The organism is Nocardiopsis akebiae (assembly GCF_018316795.1).
GTDB lineage: Bacteria > Actinomycetota > Actinomycetes > Streptosporangiales > Streptosporangiaceae > Nocardiopsis > Nocardiopsis dassonvillei.
In genome coordinates this window covers 1,057,482-1,076,569 of sequence record NZ_CP074132.1, presented here as the reverse complement: position 1 = coordinate 1,076,569, position 19,088 = coordinate 1,057,482, and the positions used below count along the sequence as shown (strand labels likewise).

The 19,088-nt window shown below is 69.7% G+C and carries 16 protein-coding genes; 9 read left to right on the top strand and 7 right to left on the bottom strand.

The window, feature by feature from the left end:
- Positions 1–20 precede the first annotated feature (20 nt).
- The 5 genes from KGD83_RS04600 to KGD83_RS04580 all read left to right on the top strand — a co-directional run bounded on the left by KGD83_RS04600 (position 21) and on the right by KGD83_RS04580 (position 4,868).
- On the top strand, positions 21–1,037 hold the full coding sequence (locus KGD83_RS04600) for a sensor histidine kinase (RefSeq protein WP_212642677.1): 1,017 nt from the start codon (positions 21–23) through the stop codon (positions 1,035–1,037).
- On the top strand, positions 1,034–1,849 hold the full coding sequence (locus tag KGD83_RS04595; RefSeq protein WP_212642676.1) for a LytR/AlgR family response regulator transcription factor: 816 nt from the start codon (positions 1,034–1,036) through the stop codon (positions 1,847–1,849). The genes KGD83_RS04600 and KGD83_RS04595 overlap by 4 nt, the downstream gene beginning before the upstream one ends.
- Positions 1,846–2,304 (top strand): hypothetical protein, encoded by a 459-nt coding sequence (locus KGD83_RS04590; RefSeq protein ID WP_212642675.1) that lies wholly within the window; start codon positions 1,846–1,848, stop codon positions 2,302–2,304. Before KGD83_RS04595 ends, KGD83_RS04590 begins: the two co-directional genes overlap by 4 nt.
- On the top strand, positions 2,298–3,953 hold the full coding sequence (locus KGD83_RS04585) for a sodium/solute symporter (RefSeq protein WP_212642674.1): 1,656 nt from the start codon (positions 2,298–2,300) through the stop codon (positions 3,951–3,953). The genes KGD83_RS04590 and KGD83_RS04585 overlap by 7 nt, the downstream gene beginning before the upstream one ends.
- A 165-nt stretch (positions 3,954–4,118) precedes the next feature.
- Complete coding sequence (locus tag KGD83_RS04580; RefSeq protein ID WP_212642673.1) at positions 4,119–4,868, top strand: hypothetical protein; 750 nt, start codon at positions 4,119–4,121, stop codon at positions 4,866–4,868.
- Between the two features lie 104 nt (positions 4,869–4,972).
- On the opposite strand, the gene KGD83_RS04575 is transcribed toward KGD83_RS04580, so the two are convergent.
- From KGD83_RS04575 to KGD83_RS04565, 3 genes are all read right to left on the bottom strand, one after another.
- Complete coding sequence (locus tag KGD83_RS04575) at positions 4,973–5,746, bottom strand: bestrophin-like domain (protein WP_212642672.1); 774 nt, start codon at positions 5,744–5,746, stop codon at positions 4,973–4,975.
- Positions 5,747–5,906: 160 nt separating this feature from the next.
- Positions 5,907–6,677 carry an enoyl-ACP reductase FabI gene (fabI, locus tag KGD83_RS04570; protein WP_212642671.1) on the bottom strand — a complete coding sequence of 257 codons (771 nt, stop codon included), beginning with the start codon at positions 6,675–6,677 and terminating at the stop codon, positions 5,907–5,909.
- A 175-nt stretch (positions 6,678–6,852) separates the two neighbouring features.
- Complete coding sequence (locus KGD83_RS04565) at positions 6,853–7,425, bottom strand: ATP-binding protein (RefSeq protein ID WP_212642670.1); 573 nt, start codon at positions 7,423–7,425, stop codon at positions 6,853–6,855.
- Between the two features lie 181 nt (positions 7,426–7,606).
- Here KGD83_RS04565 and KGD83_RS04560 point away from each other — a divergent pair, with 181 nt between their 5' ends.
- From KGD83_RS04560 to KGD83_RS04545, 4 genes are all read left to right on the top strand, one after another.
- A complete protein-coding gene (locus KGD83_RS04560) occupies positions 7,607–8,386 on the top strand; it encodes a Scr1 family TA system antitoxin-like transcriptional regulator (RefSeq protein ID WP_212642669.1) in 780 nt (259 codons plus the stop codon).
- Complete coding sequence (locus KGD83_RS04555) at positions 8,383–8,559, top strand: DUF397 domain-containing protein (protein WP_013155139.1); 177 nt, start codon at positions 8,383–8,385, stop codon at positions 8,557–8,559. The genes KGD83_RS04560 and KGD83_RS04555 overlap by 4 nt, the downstream gene beginning before the upstream one ends.
- A gap of 337 nt (positions 8,560–8,896) precedes the next feature.
- The gene (locus KGD83_RS04550) at positions 8,897–9,415 is read left to right on the top strand and encodes a hypothetical protein (RefSeq protein WP_212642668.1); all 519 of its coding nucleotides are present in this window, start codon (positions 8,897–8,899) and stop codon (positions 9,413–9,415) included.
- On the top strand, positions 9,412–9,894 hold the full coding sequence (locus KGD83_RS04545) for an ATP-binding protein (RefSeq protein ID WP_212642667.1): 483 nt from the start codon (positions 9,412–9,414) through the stop codon (positions 9,892–9,894). Before KGD83_RS04550 ends, KGD83_RS04545 begins: the two co-directional genes overlap by 4 nt.
- Before the next feature lie 54 nt (positions 9,895–9,948).
- On the opposite strand, the gene KGD83_RS04540 is transcribed toward KGD83_RS04545, so the two are convergent.
- From KGD83_RS04540 to KGD83_RS04525, 4 genes are all read right to left on the bottom strand, one after another.
- Complete coding sequence (locus tag KGD83_RS04540) at positions 9,949–10,167, bottom strand: hypothetical protein (protein WP_212642666.1); 219 nt, start codon at positions 10,165–10,167, stop codon at positions 9,949–9,951.
- Positions 10,168–12,020: 1,853 nt separating this feature from the next.
- Positions 12,021–15,197: an RHS repeat-associated core domain-containing protein gene (locus KGD83_RS04535; protein WP_249352143.1), complete on the bottom strand. Its 3,177-nt coding sequence runs from the start codon at positions 15,195–15,197 to the stop codon at positions 12,021–12,023.
- 501 nt (positions 15,198–15,698) lie between these two features.
- The gene (locus tag KGD83_RS04530) at positions 15,699–17,507 is read right to left on the bottom strand and encodes a phosphoenolpyruvate carboxykinase (GTP) (RefSeq protein WP_212644265.1); all 1,809 of its coding nucleotides are present in this window, start codon (positions 17,505–17,507) and stop codon (positions 15,699–15,701) included.
- 493 nt (positions 17,508–18,000) lie between these two features.
- Positions 18,001–18,924: a universal stress protein gene (locus KGD83_RS04525; RefSeq protein WP_212642665.1), complete on the bottom strand. Its 924-nt coding sequence runs from the start codon at positions 18,922–18,924 to the stop codon at positions 18,001–18,003.
- Positions 18,925–19,088 lie beyond the last annotated feature (164 nt).

The following is a 19,088-nucleotide window of genomic DNA, read 5'->3' as shown; positions in this document are numbered from 1 at the left end:
AGCGGGCGAGCGTCGAGCTGATGCGTCAGGTCCACGCCCTCGGCGTCGACCTCCGGGACGGGCTGCACGGCCGGAGGGTCCCCTCGGCCGCCAGACGGCTGCGCCAGCTCCTGGCCGTGGACGGCGTCGTCCTGGCCGACCTGGACGGCCCGGTCGCCGCGCACGGGACCAGCCCCGCGCCCTCCGAGGTGGAGGGCCTGCTCTCCCAGGTCTTCGAGTACGGGAGCAACGCCCGGCTGCGCCTGCCCGACGGCGCGTCGGCGTGCGCGGTCCCCCTTACCGTGGCCGACGAGATCTCCGGCGCCCTGGTGGCCTCGGGCCATCCCGTGGAGGCCGACGTGGAGGCCGCCGCCGCGCTGGTCTCGGACTGCCTGGACCACGCGGCGCTGCGCCGGGCCCGCGCCCGGATCGCCGCGGCCGACCTGCGCACCCTGCGGGCGCAGATCTCCCCCCACTTCGTGCACAACGCCCTGGCGGTGATCGCCGCCCTGGTGCGCACCGACCCCGACCGGGCCCGCCACCTGCTGTCGGACTTCGCCGACTACCTGCGCTACGGCTTCTCGGAGAAGGGCGACTACGCGACCCTCTCGGAGGAGCTGGAGGCCACCCAGACCTACCTCGAACTCCAGCGGGCCCGCTTCCACGACCGCCTGGACATCACCGTGCGGATGGCCCCCGAGGTGCTGCCGGTGGCCATACCCTTCCTGGTCGTGCAGCCGATAGTGGAGAACGCGATCCGGCACGGGCTGGAGCGCAAGGAGGGCCGCGGCCACATCAGCGTCTCCGGTTTCGGCGAGGGCCCGCTGTGCGTCATCGAGATCGAGGACGACGGGGTGGGCATGCACCCCGACCTGGCCCGCTCCCTGCTGGCGGGCACCGGCCCGGAGTCGCGCGGCGTCGGCCTGGCCAACGTGGACCAGCGGCTGCGCGCCGTCTACGGACCCGAGTACGGTCTGGTGATCGAGACCGCGCTGGGGGAGGGGACGAAGGTGACCGTGCGCGTGCCCAGGTTCACCAGGGGGGTGGTGGCGCGTTGAAGCCCGAACTGCGGGTGCTGGTGGTCGAGGACGAGGCCTCCACCCGCCAGGAGATGGCGTCCCTGCTCGGCGACATGCCCGAGGTGGCGGAGGTCCTGGTGGCCGACAACGGCGCCACGGCGGTGCGGCTGCTGGGGACCACCACCATCGACGCCGCGTTCCTGGACATCCTCATGCCCGGTCTGGACGGCATGGACGTGGCCCGGGTGCTGAGCGTGCTGTCCGAGCCCCCGTCCATCGTGTTCGTGACCGCCTCCGAGGCCCACGCGGTGGAGGCCTTCGGCATCGGCGCCGTGGACTACCTGCTCAAGCCGATCCGGCCCGAGCGCCTGGCCGAGGCGGTGGGCCGCATCGCCCAGCTGCGCAGGCCCGGGAGCGGGGCCCCGCCCGCCGAGGACCTGCACGTGGTGCAGATCGACACCGGCAGGCGCACGGTGTTCGTCAAGCGCGACGACGTGCAGTTCGTGGAGGCCCAGGGCGACTACGTGCGCCTGCACACCGCCGACGGCGGCCACCTCATCCGCCTGTCGCTGTCCTACCTGGAGGAGGTGTGGGCCTCGGCCGGGTTCGTCCGGGTCCACCGGGGGTTCCTGATCGCCATCCCGTGGGTGCGCGACCTGCGGGTGACCTCCTCGTCCGGCCTGGTGGCGGGCACCCCGGCCGGGGACGTGCCGGTGAGCCGACGCCACGGCCGCCAACTGCGCGCCCAGCTGCTGGAGGCGGCCCGGCGCGACCAGCTCGGCCGGTCCGCCAACGCCCAGGGCGGCCCCGCCTCCCGGCCTCGGGACGGTGAGGGGGAGCAGGCGCCGTGAGTCCGCGCCGCGAGAAGCTGACCAGCCCGCAGACCCGGATCGCGCTGGCACGGGGCAACCGGCCCGCGCAGCACCTGCTGCCGATCCCGGAGCCGGTGGACACCGAGGCGGCGCGCGCGCTGTTCCGGGCCCAGCGGCGGACCGCCGTGCGCACCGTGGCGGTGCTGTCGGTGCTGCTGTTCGGGATGAGCGGCGCGTTCGCGCTCTTCCCCGCGCTGGGTGAGGTCCGCTTGGGCGGGGTCCCGCTGTCGTGGCTGCTGCTGACGGTGGCGGTCTACCCGATGCTGTTCGGGCTGGCGCTGTGGCACGTGCGCTCGGCCGAGCGGATCGAGGACCGGGCCGAGAGCGCCGCGGACCGGGCGGAGGCCGCGCGGGTGCCGGAGCACGACCGGAAACCCGGAGGCACGAGGGGACCGGGACGCGCGAGCGGTGAGGACACGGGGCGCACGTGGTGATCGCGGTCCTGGCCATCGGGCTGGTCCTGCTCACCAGTCTGGTCATCGGCGTCTACGGGGTGCGGGCGGCCCGCTCGACCTCCGACTTCCTCGTGGCCTCGCGGCGGATCTCCCCCAACTGGAACGCGATGGCGATCGCCGGGGAGTACCTGTCGGCCGCCTCGGTGCTGGGGCTGGCGGGGCTGCTGCTCAAGAACGGCCTGGGCACCATGTGGTACGCGGTGGGGTTCGCCGCGGGCTACGTGGCGGTGGTGGCGCTGGTGGCCGGGCCGATGCGCCGGTCGGGGGCGTTCACCGTGCCCGACTTCGCCGAGTACCGCCTGGGCGCGCCGCGCCTGCGCAAGCTGTGCGGCTGCGTGGTGCTGGTGATCATGCTGCTGTACCTGGTGCCCCAGTTCAAGGGCGCCGGTGTGGTGCTGGCCCTGGTCAGCGGCACGCCGTACTGGGTCGGGGTGCTCCTCGCCGGGCTGGTGGTGAGCGCCTCGATCGCGGCCGGGGGGATGCGGTCGGCGACCTACGTGCAGGCCTTCCACTACGTGGTCAAGCTGGCCTTCATCGCCGTCCCGGCGGTCTACCTGGTGGTGCACGCCGGTCCGCAGACCCGGGCGGAGGCGCTCAACCCCGAGTGGGGCACGCACTTTCCCGAGGCGACCCCGGTGGAGTTCACCGTGGGGACCCGGTTCGGCCTGGACGAGCCGGTGACGGTGACCGCCCCCGGGGGCGAACGGGTGGAGTTCGCGGCCGGGGAGCACAGCGTGGAGGCGGGCACCGAGTACGTGTTCCCCGAGGGAGCGCCCATCCCGCACCCGGCGGGGCTGCCGGAGCTGGGCAGCGAGCGGTGGAGTTCGCCGCTGCTGGACGTGGGCGGGTACCCGCTGTTCGAGACGTGGTCCACGCTGCTGGCGATCACGCTGGGCTGTATGGGGCTGCCGCACGTCATCATGCGCTTCCACACCAGCCCCACGGCGCGGACCGCGCGCCGGGTGGCGGTGGGCGTGATCGCCCTGCTGGGGCTGTTCTACCTGTTCCCGACGGTGTACGGGCTGCTCGGGCGGGTGCTCACCCCGCACCTGGTGCTGCTCCAGGGCACCGACACGGTCGCGGTGGTGCTGCCCGCCCAGGCGGTGCCGGGCTCGGTGGGAACGGTGCTGACGGCGCTGGTGGCGGCGGGGGCGTTCGGCGCGTTCCTGTCCACCTCCTCCGGACTGCTGCTGGCCCTGGCGGGCGGGCTGTCGCACGACCTGTTCCAGGGCAGCGTGCCGCGGCTGCGCCTGGCGGTGGCCGTGGGCGCGTGCGTGGCGGTGCTGCTGGCGCTGCCCGCGCAGCTGATCGACATCAACGTGCTGGTGGTGTGGGCGTTCACGGTGGCGGCCTCGACGTTCTGCCCGCTGCTGGTGCTGGGCATCTGGTGGCGGCGGCTGACGCTGGCCGGGGCCGCGTCCGGACTGATCGTGGGGGCGGTGACCGCGACCGGCGCGGTGGGGTGGTCGATCCTGCTGCCGCCCCCGGTCGGGTGGCTGTCGGTGCTGCTGGCGCAGCCCGCGGCGTGGACCGTCCCGCTTGCCTTCGGGACGATGGTGCTCGTCTCCCGGCTGACCAGGCCGCCGGACTGGGCCGAGCACGCCGTGCTGCGCCTGCACTCCCCCTGACCCGCGCGGCCGTGCTCCCGCCGCCGACCCCGGTGGCAGCTCCGACTGCGGGACCGGTGGCAGGACCCCGTGTCGGGCGGGCCGCGGAGGGCGCTTTCCCGGGTGTAGGGTCCGGACTGACCGCGTACGATCACCCGTGGTGCCGACAGCGACACGAGGAGTCCCATGCCCCCCTCACGCCGTGCCCTGCCCGCGCTGCTGGCGGCGGGCGCGCTCCTGTTCGCCTGCGGCGCCTCGCCCTCGCTCGCCCCGGACGACTCACCCGCCGAACCGCCGGGCACGGCCTCCCTGGTCGGCGCGGTGGACACCGTTCCGCAGGTGAACGCGGACGGCACCGGCGTCAGCGTGGACGACGGGGACTCCCGCGTGGAGGTGGGCCCCGGCGGGGTCCGCGTGGAGACCTCGGGCGCGCTGGTGGACGTCAACCCCGGGTCCTACGTCCTGGTGTGCGCGAACGGCGTGCGGGTCGTGGTGCGCGCGGGCGAGGCACCGCCGTGCTCGCCGGGCCCCGAGCAGCCGGAGCCTCCCGCACCTGAGGAGCCCGGCTACCCCGAACCCGAGCCGCCCGCTCCACCGGCGCCCGGCGAGCCGGAGCCCGGGGAGCCGGAGCCCGGGGAGCCCGCTCCCCCGGCCGCGGAGGAGCCCGGGGCCGCGCAGCCCGGGGCGGAGGCCGCCGCCCCGGTGGAGCCCGCCCGGGAGCGCGCGGCCCGACCCGAACAGCCGTCGGCGTCCCCGTCGGCCCCGCCCCCGGCGGAGCGGGCCGTCCGGGAGCAGGTGCTGGCCGACCTCTCCCCGCACTCCGCGCCGCAGGCCGCCGGAGCCTTCACCCCCATGCGCACCATGGTGGTGCTCGTGGTCGTCATCGCCGTGGTCGCCGCGGGCGCGGGCCGCGCCGCCACGCGTTCCCCGGGCTGACCGGCTCCGGCCCGACACGGCCGTCCGCCAGCGCCCGGCAACAGCGGACGGGCCGCGGACGCGGCCCCCGAGGACGCGTCCGGGGCCCGTCGGCCCGCTCGCCCCTACTGGGGGCTGAGTGAGGCGTCGATCCGCTCGAACCCGGCGAGGGCGTCCTGGATCGCGCCCGCGTCGTGCGCCAGGGCCCCGTTGTAGGGGTTGCCCAGGTAGAACAGCAGCAGGATCGTGGCGAACACGAACACCAGGTTGGCCGACGCCCAGAAGTAGGCCACGGTCGAGCCCCGCCGGATCATGGCGAAGGGCAGCACCGCGACCGCGACGGCGGACAGGGCCGCGATGCCGTTGAGGACGAACGGGATGCCGTCCCCGGCCGCGTCCGCGCGCTCGATGCGCGCGTCGCTGAGCTCCGCGAGCTCTTGGCGGGCGGTCAGGCGGTCCAGGCCGTCGCCGCTGTCGGACACCGACAGCGCCCGCACCGACGCGGCCAGTTCGGCCAGGGCCTCGTCGCCCTCCTCGCTCAGCTCGCCCTCGGCGCGCATCATCGGCCAGTCGCTGTCCGCGACCGCGCTCATGTAGGCGCGCAGCTGCTGGCGCACGGTCTCCGCCTCATCGGCGGGGAGGGTGGTGGTGCTCCAGTACAGGGCGTCGGCCGCGCCCGTCTCCTCGGTGATCCCGTCCCCGGCACCGGTGAAGTTCTCCCAGCCGATCACCACCCCCATCGCCGCCGCCGCGAGGTAGAGCGCGAGCACGCAGGGGGCGACGACCACGCTGACGGCGCCCCCCGAGGATTCGTCGTCGACGCGGAACCTGCCTACGGCGAGGACCGCGCCGCCGACCATGGCGGCCAGAACGGCGAGGACGAGCAGCATTGTCATCATGGGGGTTCCCGGGGAAGAAGGAGGAGGGACCGGCAGCGAACGGGTCCATCCGTAGCACGCGCGGGTCGGCCCGCTCAGCGGAAAGCAGGAACGTCCGCAAATGTCCCTCCGGCGTGGTGACCAGTGCGGACGCCCTCCCCCTCCCGGTCGGCTCCCGGGGTTACAGCGGCGCGCCCATCGCGTGGTAACCGCCGTCCACGTGCAGCGTCGTGCCGGTGACGGCGCGCGCGGCCGGGGACATCAGGAACAGCGCGGGACCGGCGACCACGGAGGCGTCCTTGGTGTCCCAGCCCAGCGGCGCGGACTCTGCCCAGCCGTCCGCGATCTGGTCGAACCCGGGGATCGAGCCGCCCGCGAGGGACTTGACCGGCCCCGCGCTGACGGCGTTCACCCGGATTCCGTCGCCGCCGAGGTCGCGGGCCAGGTACTTCGTGGAGTTCTCCAGCACGGCCTTGGCCGACCCCATCCAGTCGTAGACCGGCCAGGCCCGGGAGGCGTCGAAGGTCAGGGAGACGACCCCGGCGCCGTGCGGGGCGGCGGCCATGAGCTCCCGGAACCCCACGGCGAGCGCCTTCAGGGAGTACCCGGAGACGTGGATCGCGGTGGCCACGTCCTCCCAGGAGGTGTTGAGGAAGTTGCCGCCCAGCGCGTCTCCCGGGGCGTAGGCGATGGAGTGCAGCAGCCCGTCCACGTGGTCCCAGTGGGCGGCGACCCTGCCCGCCGTCTCGGTGACCTGCTCGGGGTCGGTGACGTCCATGGGCAGGATGTCCACGGGTTCGGCGGGGAGGCGTTTGGCCACCCGTTCCAGGATGGACAGCTGCCTGCCGGGCGGGTTGGTCAGGATCACCTGGTGGCCCTGCTCCATCGCCTCCTCGGCGATCGCGTAGGCGATCGAGGACTGGGTGGTGATGCCGGTGATGAGGAGGTTCACCTGGGTTCCTTCCGCGCGTGGTTGCTGGCAGGAGGAACGTACCGGTGCGCCGGAGGGGCCGTCACCGGCGAATCGGTACAAGGTTCGGGCCCGGATTTTGAAACCCCGGGAGGCGGGCGGTACCCGTCGGCCCCGGGGCCCGCCGTGAGGAGCGCGTCCAGGTCGGGAGAGGTGTTCACCGCCCGGCGTGCCCGGCGGAGCGGTCGCGACCGCGGTCGGGGCGGTCGATCTCGAACCAGACGGTGGTCCGGCCGCCCTCGTGGAGCGTGCCCCACCGGCTGGCCTGCGCGGCGACCAGGCGCATCCCCAGCCCACCCACGCGCAGCGGGTCGGCGGGCCGCACGCACGGTGTGGTGACGGCGTCCTCGCCGATCGGCCCCTGGTCGGTGATCTTGACCTGCACGCGGCCCGGAAGCCGGTGCACGCTCACGATGACCTCGCCCCCGGACAGGCCGCTGCGCGTGTGCGTGATCGCGTTGTTGAACACCTCACCGGCCAGTTCCTGGGCCGCTTCCCTCGCCAGCGGCGGCAGGGCGGAGAGGGCGCAGACCCTGTGGCGCACCAGGGCGGCCTGGTCGGGACGCCCCGCGATGATGAGCGCGGTGCCGAGGCTGCTCCAGCGCTGGTCCAGCACCAGGGGCGCCCTGTCGCGGGGTTCCACTCCCCGGCGGGGAAGGGGGAAACGCCCGGCGCCGCCGCCGTCCTGGAAACCCGAACCCGAACCCGGACCGCCTCGACGCGATTGCATGCTTGTCACTGATCCCAACTGAAATCACCATCCTCCGGAACATAGCCACGAACAGGCCGCAATTACCTGCGGGTTCGTGACCTGCATCCACCCTGGCCACAGGGCCTGGGCTATCTCCACTGTTTGTCGTTTTCGGGAGAACGGATGACAGGAAGCGCAACCGCTCTGTAAGTTGTGCAGGGTGACGCAAGATCACTTCTCCTCCCTGCTCACAACGTTTCGCGATTTCTCAGGGAGAACGCAGAAGCAGTTGGCCTTCGACATAGGCACCTCGCCCGCGTCCGTGTCCCGGTGGGAGGCGGGGAAGTTCACGCCCAGTGTGGAGACCGCCGAGGCCCTGGACCGGATGCTCAAGGCGGACGGCAGGCTCCTCAAGGCGTGGCGGAAGAAGACCTCGGGGACGGAGCTGCCGGTGTGGCAGCTCAACGTGGCCCGGTTGCAGGAGCAGGCCGTGGCCATCGACTGCCTGTCACCGGTACTGGTTCCGGGCGAACTCCAGTGCTCTTCCTACGCCGAGGCCGTCTTCAAGGACGGACAGCCACTCGTTGCTGACGCTGAGGTGGCCCGCTGGGTCAACGCTCGCTGCGGACGCCTCAAAACACTGCGCGAGCACCACCACGACCCGGTGGTGACCTCCGTCTTTCCGCACAGCGCTTTGACCTGCATGCCTGATCACATCCGGAGGGAGCAGGCAGGGCACCTGTTACGGCTGGTGGAAGGTGAGCGCGTCGAGGCCCACTTGTTGTCGCCGGGAACGTCCATGGTCGGAGTTACCGCACCCGTCAACCTGTACCGACTGGTTGACGGCGGCCTGGCTGTCTCCAGCGACTACATCGCGGGGAACGTCATCCTGGAGTCCGACAGCCATCCGCGTATGGAGGCGCTGGTAAGAAAGTGTCTGGCGTCCGCGCTGCCCGCTAGAGAGTCCCGGCAGCTGTTGAGGGAATTGGAAGCACCATGAGCAACGAGTGGCACAAGAGCAGCTACAGCAACACCGGGAGCCAGTGCGTCGAGGTCCGCGAACACGCCTCCGGCGCTGACGTCCGCGACACCGTCCACCGCGAGGCCGGACACCTCACCGTCCCCGGGGACCAGTGGGTGGCGCTGCTCAGCGGCCTGCGTTCCGGCCTGTAGCCGCCTCTAACCGCCTCCAGCCCCCGCGCCCGCTTCGGCCGGGGGCTTTTTCCTACCCAAAAGACCCCAGGAAAAGACCCTCAAAACCAATCATTCCGGACAATGGAGAAACCTGGCCAGCCAGATTTCTCCCACCTCACCCGAGCCTCTGACCAGCACATACGCACCATCCGCGCACCTTTCTCGAACCCTACTCCCCCGTAGCGTCCTCCACCACTCCACCAATCCCCTAGCCTTTCTCCGAACACACAACTGAACACGAAAGACCCCGCGACGGTCAAATACCGCCCGGGGTCACGGCCAGCACACCAACCCTTTAAGAACAGGAACTGCCAGCATGCGCCAGTTTAGCGCTGCACTTCTCACCCGTGCCCTGGCTCTGGTGACATCCCTCTTCATCCCCGCGCGCGGACGCCACTCGGCCGCCGTCCGCCGTCGCCGTTCCACCCGGGTCCGCCGCTACGCCCCGGTCCCCGCACCCGCTTCCGCGCGGTCCAGCAGGCCCACGATTCCACAGCGCGGGACCTCGCGCCCCGCTCCGCGCCCGGTGTCCCCTCCCCGCCTGGCCCCCGCCCCGGAGATCTTCCCGGCCGACGACATCGCCCTGGTCAGGCCCTACTACACCGCCCGCGAACGCGAGTGCGAGCACGACCTCTCCCGCGTCCAGGCCGAGGCCGTCATTCGACTGCGCGCGTGGTCGCACGGCTCCGTTCACGTCCCTGCCCAGGCCCCGCTTCCGGTTCCGACCCCGACCCGGGCCCCGGCACCGACCCCGGCTCCCATGCCCGTTCCCGTCGGCGACCTGCTCGCCGCCGCACCCGCCCGGACCCGGTACGCGGACGGGGTGACGGTATGACCCGCACGCCTGTGCACGACCCGGCACCGGTCCCCGGCCCGTTCGCCTTCTGGGGACACCTCGACTACGCCTGCGACCTGTCCGAGCTCGCCCGGGTCCGCTCCGAACTCGCCCGCGACCTGGCCGGGTTCGACCCCGACCTGGTCGCGACCGTCCAGCTCGTGGCCAGCGAACTCGTCGCCAACTCCTGCAAGTACGCCCGTTCGGAGGAGGGGGTCACCCGCACCCTGTCCATGCCCGACGAACGCACGCTGCGCCTGACCGTCAGCGACGCGGGCGGCCCCACCCTGCCCCGCATTCCCAACGAGCGCACCGACGAGGAGTGGGAGGCGGCGGAGGGCCAGCGCGGCCTGCTGCTGGTGCGCCAGCTCTCCCGCACGTGGGCCAGCTTCGCCTTTCCGCGCCGCTACGGCCTCGGCACCCACGTCTGGGCCGCCTTCGACGCCGAGCCGCCCCGGAGCCTGCGCGGCGCTTGGTGACGCACAGAGAAAGGGGGCGCGGGCACGATCGTGCCCGCGCCCCCTTTCCAGAGGTCACTCCTTCTTCTTGCGGCGCAGTTGCAGCATGCGAGGGGCCACATAGACCGCGAAGAGAATGGCCGTGAGGAGCACGCTCAGAGCGGCCCAGAAGTAGTCGCCCTCCCATGCGCGCCATACCGCCATGCCGAGGAAAAAGGCTATGCCAACAAGCCTGAACCAGATGAGGGTGCGAAGCTCCTTCTTGGTCGGGTCCTTCGGAAAGCTTCCCTCCATGCGCCCTGCTCCCTTCTTTGGTTGCCGATCCGCGGCAGCAAGCCCAAGCGCAGTTGTCCAGTTGCTGCCGGGACGGGCCCGGTCGGGTGAAGCCCATCGTGAACGTGCTGTGGAAGCGGTGGTTCAGATGCACCGTGCCGTCCTGGAACTGGTAGACGCCGCTGAACCCGAACAGACTCAACGCCGCCACTACCTTCCGAAATCAATCAAATCACAAGAAAGTGAATGAAAATTGAGACCAACGCCAGAATCCCCAAACCCCAGAACAGCGAAGTAAAAACTATCCCCAATCTTCTATTCTTCCTTTTTGATGCCACATAGAAGCCGAACGACATAAAAGCCAGACAGGAAGCGTACATTATGATTCGAGTCGAACCTTCATCGAGAAACAAAACTTCCAAAGGCTTTCCATACCTCATGGCATTGAGCCTATATTATTGAGAAAACCTGCAAGTATATTTTATAGAACCTCACTGCTTGGCCAGCCTTCCCTGGCGAGGCATCTTATTCATTATCCCAGGGGCGCGACGCCCAAGCCGACGCGCCACGATCCAACAACCGCCTACTGGGGCCAGAAAAAAAGGAAACCTGCTATCACCAGAAGAATCAAAGCAGTCAATGAATCAACGTTCCTAATCGGCCTTGAAGTCTTCACCCTGGCCACCATGTAAATCATAACGGCACAGATTATAATTGACGCAAGAAGCTCAAAAACGGGAGATCACCTGCTTTCTCTAGAGATCCTTGAAAGTCGCACGCCGCGTAGGCGTAGTTGTTCGCCCCCTGTCGGGACGGGCCCGGTTGGGTGAATCCCAGCGTGAACGTGCTGTGGAAGCAGTGGTTCAGGTGCACCGTGCCGTCCTGGAACTGGTAGGCGCCGGTGAACCCGAACGAGCACGACACCATCAAGCTGGCGTATCCTTTATTTTTCTCGACCTGAGCGGAAGACTCTGAACGACTGGCATTCAGAGCCTTCCACTGTTGCAATTCCCACTATCTAGCGGAAGTCTCCCTTAAAAGAGCAGCCAAATAAGGGAAAATAGGAAGCATGCCAGGAAAGAGGATACGATTAGCAAATCGAGCCACTTGGGTGCTGCCGATTTGCGACTGACTAGAAAAACTTTGACCAGTAGGCCAATGGCCCCAATGACCATGAGTGCGAAGGTTGCAGGAATTATCAGCATCTCTCCTAAGGGCCACCAGGGGAGCTTCCTGGTGGCCCGCTTTGCTGGATCAGCGAGTCAGTATCGATAGTGGAGCCAGAGTGCTCCGCATGTTATTCCAACTGCGGCCACGCCGATTGCCCAGAATGCTCCCCAGGGCCCCGTGATGCCAAAGGCCCAGACAAGGATTCCGATCTCCGTTCCGAGAAGCCCAGCTGCTGAGCACATGTCTAGAGCAGTTGAGTTCAGCCCGGTGGGGTCGGTGTTGTTGATGGGGTCGCACTGGGCGTAGTTGTAGTTGTTGAGCTCCTGCCGGGAGGGGTCGGGCTGGGTGAAGCCCAGGGCGGCGCACGAAATACGTGCGCCGCCCTGCATAGAGCGAGACCAAGGACTTCAAAAATCGCCAAACAATAGCTTAGGCGTTTCTGCCATGCATGCCTTGTTCTTCACTCTCCTTCGCGACATGAGGCCGCATCGAAAGCGTAGAAGTGATCACGAGAAATAGAGGTAAACGCAGATAGCGATAGCGGCGCCCGAGATGACGATGATCGCCTTTTCCGACTTTGCGCCCCGGGCACCCGTCCCACTTTTATACCCCAAGGAGGCAAGAGCGAAGACCCCCGCAACTAGGAATACAGATGCAAAAATCGCTAGCGTCACTTGACTCACTTCCGTGCTGTGCTTTTTGGACTACTTGGTTGCGCCGTAGGCACCTCCGATCAGGGTCCCGGCCACTCCACCGGCTTTGTACCCGGCTTGGCAACCGACCCAAGCCCCGGGGAGAGCACCTATGCCCCCGCTCATGAGGCCTCCGGCGAGCGCACCGAAACCGCCTACCAGAACACAGCCAGCGGCTGCGCCGATGATCGCACCACCAGCCCCGTAAGCACCGACTTCTTTGACGGAGAATAGTCCTCCGGGATCGGTGTTGTTGATGGGGTCGCAGGCCGCGTAGGCGTAGTTGTTCAACTCCTGCCGGGAGGGGTCCGGCTGGGTGAAGCCCAGCGTGAACGTGCTGTGGAAGCGGTGGTTCAGGTGCACCGTGCCGTCCTGGAACTGGTAGGCGCCGGTGAACCCGAACGGGCTCAACGCCGCCGCCTCGGTTCCCTCCAGGCTCTCAGAGGTGCGCTCGCCGTAGGGGCTGTAGTCGTAGACCACGTCCGGGGACTCGGCTTCCGAACCCTCAGAGGTGAGAGCCAGCACGGTGTTCTGCTGGTCGAGGGTGTAGTGGAACCGCTCATCACCGTCCCAGGCCACCATGGACACCAGACGCCCGTCGGGGTCGCGCACGAAGCTGGTGCGCTCGCCCTCGGAGGCGATGTTGGTGACCCCGAGCGCGGTGTTGGACAGCTGCCGCTCCACCCGGGTGCCCTCGTGCACGTCGGTGACGCCGCGCATCTGGGTCTGGTCGGTGGTGTCATAGCTCAGCCACGAGGCCAGGTCACCGTCACCGTCGTTGGAGCGCAGCGTCTGGTTGGTCACCGAGTACTCGTAGACGTACTCACCCCGCGAGGTCATGTTCCCGGCCTCGTCGTGGCCCACCTCGGCCCCGCGAGCGCTGGTGACCTGGTCGGCGTCGTTGTAGGCGAACTCCTCGTCCCCGGCGGTGAGCAGGTTGCCGACGTCGTCGTAGGTGTAGTCGGTGGTGCCGTCGCTGGTGAGCCGGTCCAGGCCGTCGTAGGTGAAGGTCTCGGTGTCCCCTTGGATGGTGCGCGACTGGAGCTGGTCGCTGTCGGCGCCGTCGTTGTCGTAGGAGTAGACAGCCTGCACCAGGGCCTGGTCGGCGGCTCCGGTGGTGGTGATGCCGGTCAGGCGCCCGGAGTCGTCGTAGGTGCGCTCCTCCACGGCCCCGTCGGGGTGGGTGATGCTGGTGCGGCGGTTGTTGGCGTCGTTGGTGAAGGTGGTCTCGGCCCCGGTGTGGTCGGTGAGCGAGGTGAGGCGGAACGCGGCGTCGTAGCCGTAGGTCGTGCTGTGGCCGTGTTCGACCATCTCGGTGACGTTGCCCGCGGCGTCGTAGGCGTAGGTGGTCCTCTCGCTTGCGGCCGAGTCGGTGCGCACGGTTTCGAGCAGGTCGCCGCGGCCGTTGTAGGAGTGCTCCACACTCGCCTGGTCGGTGTGCGTCGTGATCTGGCGGCCGTTGCCGTCGTAGGCGATGGCCTGGAGCAGGTCGCCGCCCTGGGAGATGGACACGATCCGGTCCAGCCGGTCGTAGCCGTACTCCAAGGTCACACCGTTGCCGTCGGTGACCGAGGTGACCCGCGACAGCGCGTCGTAGCCGTATTCGGTGGTGCCCATCGGCCCCGGCTCGTCCATCGCCGTCATGTTCCCGGCACGGTCGTAGGAGTAGCTGGTCACGTTGCCGTTGGCGTCGGTGACCTGGTTGACCAACCCGTTGGAGTGGTAACGGATGTCGGCCACCTCGATGTCCATCTCCTCCTGGACGGCCAAGGTGAGGTTGCCCGCGTCGTCGTAGGACATCTGAAGCGTGTCCCCGTCCGGGGTGGTCACGCTGGTGGGCTTGGCCGGGTTGGCGGTGTCGGTGAACCCGACCGAGGTGGCCGCTCCGGTGGGCAGTTCGGTGCCGATGAGGTTGTTGAACTCGTCGTAGTCGTAGGTCACCGAGGCTTGCAGGGCGTCGGTGGTGGTGGCCACGTCCGAGTTCGCCGTCCAGGTCTGGGAGCGGGTGTTGCCGACCTGGTCGGTCGCGGAGGTCTGCCTTCCCTGGTCGTCGAACTCCAGGGTGGACTCGCCACCGCCCGGGTCGGTGACCGTGGTCTCGGGGTTGTTCCACCCGCTCTCGGCATAGGAGTAGGAGGTGGTGGCCCCGTCCTCGCTGCCGTCGGGCACGGTCAGGCTGGAGACCCGATCGTCGGCGTTGTAGGCGATCTCCCACACCGCACCGGTGGCGTCGGTGATCGAGGTCAGCAGGCCATCGTCGTAGCCGAACTCGATGTCCTGGCCCGCGCGATCGGTCAGCGTGGAGGTACCGTCTCCGCTAGAGGCGTAGGACGTGGCCGTCTCACCGACCGGGTCGGTGATGGTCGGGATAGCTCCGCTGTCCCAGTCGAAGGTGGTCACCCGGTCCTGGGCGTCCACGACCGAGACCAGGTTCCACTCGGTGTCGTAGCGCATCCGGTGGGTGTGGCCGTTGCGGTCGGCCTGGGAGTACAGCCACCCGTTGGCGTTGAAGGTCCACACCTGGTCTTCGTACTCGCCTCGGTGGAAGGTCAGCGCGTAGTGGCCATTGGACAGCTCCTCCAGTTCGGCGTTGAGGCCGGGGGGTGGGGTGAAGGAGCCGTCCTCGGCGATGTCGAAGCTCTCGCAGTAGCCGGAGGGGCCTCGGAAGATGATGCTGTTGCTGAAGATGTCCAGCCCCACGTCCTGGCCGTGGGAGAGGGTCCAGCCGCCGTAGGAGGGCGCGGAGTTGTAGAAGCTGGAGACCGACAGGTCCAGGCCGGTTCCGGCCACGGTCAGGTTGCGGTGGCGGAGGACGAGGTTGCCGTTGTGGGTGTTGACCGTCAGTTCCATGCGGTCGCTGATCTGGTGGCGTTCCAGCGGGTACCAGGACTGGATACCGCGGTCGATGCCGTCGTCGCAGGTGATGACCCGGGGCTCGGGGTTCTCCGCACGGGCTTCGGGGGCGGCTTCTTCGGCTCCGGGCGGGGCCCAGGGCTCGTTGGGTGGTTCTCCGCCCACGGGTTCGGTGTTGGCCTCGCCCGGCTCCCAGGTGTCGGGGACGGGGACGGTGCGGTCGGCGGGTGAGTGGGGGTCGGTGTCAGCGAGCGCCGGGGGTGCGGACAGCAGCCCCAGCACGAGGGTGGAGGCGGCCGTCGCGGCCGTCAGGGACCAGGGGATGTGCCTTCTCACGAGGGGGATCGCTCCCAGGGTAGGGATGTGCACGGGGAACACCCGGACATGACGACCCTGGTCTGAGGGTCCGTCTCCGGGTGGCTCAGGCACCCGGTACGTTACGGAACCCCGACGCGAGAGCACCATGAGCCCAGGGTGAAGAGCGTGACCCTGGGTGAGAGGGACCTTCGGGAAGTTTGACCACGGGCGCAACGGAGAGTGACCGCGTTCGCGCAGGTGAGGGCGAACGCCAAGGAAACACTGCGTCGCGTGCACCGGATAGTGTCCCCGCGACCCGCTGACCCCGGTGGCCGGAACCGGCCCCGACGACAACAATTGCCCTGGGGCAACCATCACGTTCCCCGGCACCGCCGATGCCGCGCGGCAGCACATGGTGACCGCGTGACCCGCCGCACGAGGGAGGGGCGCGGGCCCCGGCGTGCCCGCGCCCCTCCCCCACGGGCCCCGCGCGCGGAAGGGGGCCCTGGTCAGGGGGCCGTCAGGCCCCCGTCGTGGTCGTTACCGGTTCTCCAGGCGGTCCAGCAGGGCGTGGTACTCGTCCCACAGCTCGCCCGGCAGGTGGTCGCCGAAGGTCTTGAAGAACTCCGGCACCAGCGCGGCCTCCTGCTTCCACACCTCGGTGTCGACGTCGAGCACGAAGGCCACGTCCTCGTCGGAGACGTCCAGCCCCTCGGTGTCGATGCCACCGGCCACGGGCAGGCGGCCGATCGGGGTCTCGACGGCCTCGGCCTCACCCTCCAGCCGCTCGACGATCCACTTGATGACGCGGCTGTTCTCACCGAACCCGGGCCAGACGATGCGGCCCTCGGCGTCCTTCTTGAACCAGTTGACGTAGAAGATCCGGGGCAGCTCGGCCTGGTCGGCCGCCTGGCCCAGCTTCACCCAGTGGGCGAAGTAGTCGCCCATGTTGTAGCCGCAGAACGGCAGCATGGCGAAGGGGTCGCGGCGCAGCTCGCCCACCGAGCCCTCGGCGGCGGCGGTCTTCTCCGAGGAGACGTTGGCGCCCAGGTAGACGCCGTGCTGCCAGCTGAAGGACTCGGTGACCAGCGGCACGGCGGTGGCGCGTCGGCCGCCGAACAGGATGGCCGAGATCGGCACGCCCGCCGGGTCCTCCCACTCGTCGGCGATGGTCGGCGCCTGCCCGGCCGGGGTGGTGAAGCGCGAGTTCGGGTGGGCGGCGGGCTCGCCCGACTCCGGCGTCCAGGGGCGGCCCTTCCAGTCGGTGAGGCCCGCGGGCGGCTCCTCGGTGAGGCCCTCCCACCACACGTCGCCGTCCTCGGTCAGGGCGACGTTGGTGAAGATGCTGTTGCCCCAGAGGGTCTCCACGGCGTTGGCGTTGGTCTTCTCGCCGGTGCCGGGCGCGACGCCGAAGAACCCGGCCTCGGGGTTGATGGCGCGCAGCCGGCCCTGCTGGTCGAAGCGCATCCAAGCGATGTCGTCGCCCACCGTCTCGACCTTCCACCCCGGGATGGTCGGCTGGAGCATGGCCAGGTTGGTCTTGCCGCAGGCGCTCGGGAAGGCGGCGGCGACGTAGTGCGCCCGGCCCTTGGGCGGGGTGACCTTGAGGATGAGCATGTGCTCGGCGAGCCAGCCCTCGTCGCGGGCCATCACCGAGGCGATGCGCAGCGCGTAGCACTTCTTGCCGAGCAGGGCGTTGCCGCCGTAGCCCGAGCCGTAGGACCAGATCTCACGGGTCTCGGGGAAGTGCGAGATGTACTTGGTGGAGTTGCAGGGCCAGGCGACGTCCTGCTGGCCGGGTTCCAGCGGTGCGCCCACGGAGTGGACGGCCCTGACGAACTCGCCGCGCTCCTCGATCAGGCGCAGGGCGGCGCTGCCCATGCGGGCCATGATGCGCATGGACACCACGACGTACGGGGAGTCGGTGATCTCGACCCCGAGCTGGGAGATGTCGCCGCCCAGCGGTCCCATGCAGAAGGGCACGACGTACATGGTGCGCCCGCGCATGGCGCCCCGGAAGACCTCGCCGAAGGTGGCGCGCATCTCGTCGGGGGCGATCCAGTTGTTGGTGGGGCCCGCGTCGCTCTCGCGCTCGGAGCAGATGAAGGTGCGGTCCTCGACCCGGGCGACGTCGCTCGGGTCGGACTTGCAGTAGAAGCTGTTGGGGCGCTTGTCCGGGTTGAGGCGGACGAAGGTGCCCTGCTCGACCAGCTGGTCGGTCAGGCGGGTCCACTCCTCCTCGGAACCGTCGCACCACACGATCTCGTCCGGCTGCGTGAGCTCGGCGACCTCCCGCACCCAGGAGACGAGCTCCTCGTGTTCGGTCGGCGCGTCCACGTCGGTATCCACGGCAGTCACAGCGGCTCCTTCTCAAGGTCGAGATCTCTCGCATCATGAACGACGATCCCCCGCAGTGACCAATTGGTTTAGGCCAATGGTCTATAGAAGTTGTGCCGGAAGAACGGATTGCCCTGCACGGCAGGGGATCCGCGTGGTCTACCACCGGGTACGTACGCGCACGAACCGGGACCGGTCGGAGACCGTTCCGGTGCTGTTGGGAGCGGGTCCCCCTGCTGGAAGGGGAACCGGGTGCCGCGACCGACACACCGTGCTGTTCGTCACACTACGTGTCCGGCGCCCGGTCGCGGGCTCCGGACGTGCACTAGACCTGTACCGCCGCACCACTGGCACGGAGGTGCGTCCTCGCAGGTGGGAGCGGTGCAACCGGAGCCGGTCCGCAACGGCGGCAGGACGGCGACGGGCCGGATCCGCGCGGAACGAACCGGCCTGGATCAACCCGGGACGAGCCAGTCCGGTTCAACCCAAGACGGGCCGGACCGGATCAGCGCAGGATGGCGACGGGCCCCCTGGCCCCGTGCAGGACGGAGTGGCTCACCGATCCGAGCAGCAGCCCGCGAAAGCCCCCGCGTCCGCGCGAGCCGACCACGATGAGGTCGGCGGGGGTGGCCTCCTCCAGCAGGGCGATCACGGGGTGGGCGCGCACGACCCGGGTGCGCACCGGCACACCGGTGTGGCGCGCGCGGGGCCCGGCCAGCTCCTCCTCAAGGGCCTGCCGGGCGGCCTCGGCGGCGGTCGCGTCGTCGAACAGCTCCGGCGGGATCGGCCCGGTCGCGGCGGCGAAGGCCACCAGCGGCTGCCAGGCGCTCACCGCGACCAGTTCGGTGTCGGCGAAGTCGGCCTGCGCGAAGGCGAAGTCCACCGCGCGCCTGCTCGGCTCGGACCCGTCGATGCCCACGATCACCCGGCCCCGCACGCCGTGCGCGGAGGCGTGCTCCCGGGGCAGCACGATCACCGGGACGGGCGCGCGGGCGGCCAGTTCGATGCCCACGGAACCGACGAACGCGGCCACGATCCCGCTCAGCCCGCGCGAGCCGACCACCACGGCTACGGCGCCCTCCGCGGAGGCCTCGGCGAGCAGGGCCTCCACCGGTCGGTCGTGGGACAGGCGCTTCTCCACCCGCAGCTCGGGGAAGAGCCGCGCCACCCAGTCACCGGCGTACTCCAGCAGGGACTCGGCCCCCTGGGCGTCGGCCTCGTCGGGGAACACGTCCGGGGCGACGTCGGGGTCGGCGTGCCCGTGCCCCGCGAACACGCCGACCGAGGCCAACGGCCCCGCGGCCGCGACGATCCGGACCCCGAGGCCGCGCAGCACCGCCTGGTGCGCCGACCACTCCAGCGCGTGGCGGCTGGATTCCGTGCCGTCGACCCCCACGATCACCCATCGCGTCGTGGATGCGCCGTCCATGCGTGCGCCCTTCTCGTCGGCCGTCCCTGCCCCGCGTATTCCGCCGGTGTCCCCCGATGATGCCGTGTGAACACGCACCCGCGGATAACGGTGCCGACGCGAGTTGGGTGAGACGGGGCACCCCGGGTAGGGGATTGCGACACAGGGGTGGGTTCGGCCGCGCG

Excerpts from the sequence above, each read along its gene's own strand:
- KGD83_RS04600 (WP_212642677.1), top strand. The coding sequence starts at position 21 with ATGCGTCAGGTCCACGCCCTCGGCGTCGACCTCCGGGACGGGCTGCAC.
- KGD83_RS04580 (WP_212642673.1), top strand. The coding sequence starts at position 4,119 with ATGCCCCCCTCACGCCGTGCCCTGCCCGCGCTGCTGGCGGCGGGCGCG.
- KGD83_RS04575 (WP_212642672.1), bottom strand. The coding sequence starts at position 5,746 with ATGATGACAATGCTGCTCGTCCTCGCCGTTCTGGCCGCCATGGTCGGC.
- KGD83_RS04565 (WP_212642670.1), bottom strand. The coding sequence starts at position 7,425 with ATGCAATCGCGTCGAGGCGGTCCGGGTTCGGGTTCGGGTTTCCAGGAC.
- KGD83_RS04555 (WP_013155139.1), top strand. The coding sequence starts at position 8,383 with ATGAGCAACGAGTGGCACAAGAGCAGCTACAGCAACACCGGGAGCCAG.
- KGD83_RS04550 (WP_212642668.1), top strand. The coding sequence starts at position 8,897 with ATGCGCCAGTTTAGCGCTGCACTTCTCACCCGTGCCCTGGCTCTGGTG.
- KGD83_RS04545 (WP_212642667.1), top strand. The coding sequence starts at position 9,412 with ATGACCCGCACGCCTGTGCACGACCCGGCACCGGTCCCCGGCCCGTTC.
- KGD83_RS04540 (WP_212642666.1), bottom strand. The coding sequence starts at position 10,167 with ATGGAGGGAAGCTTTCCGAAGGACCCGACCAAGAAGGAGCTTCGCACC.
- KGD83_RS04525 (WP_212642665.1), bottom strand. The coding sequence starts at position 18,924 with ATGGACGGCGCATCCACGACGCGATGGGTGATCGTGGGGGTCGACGGC.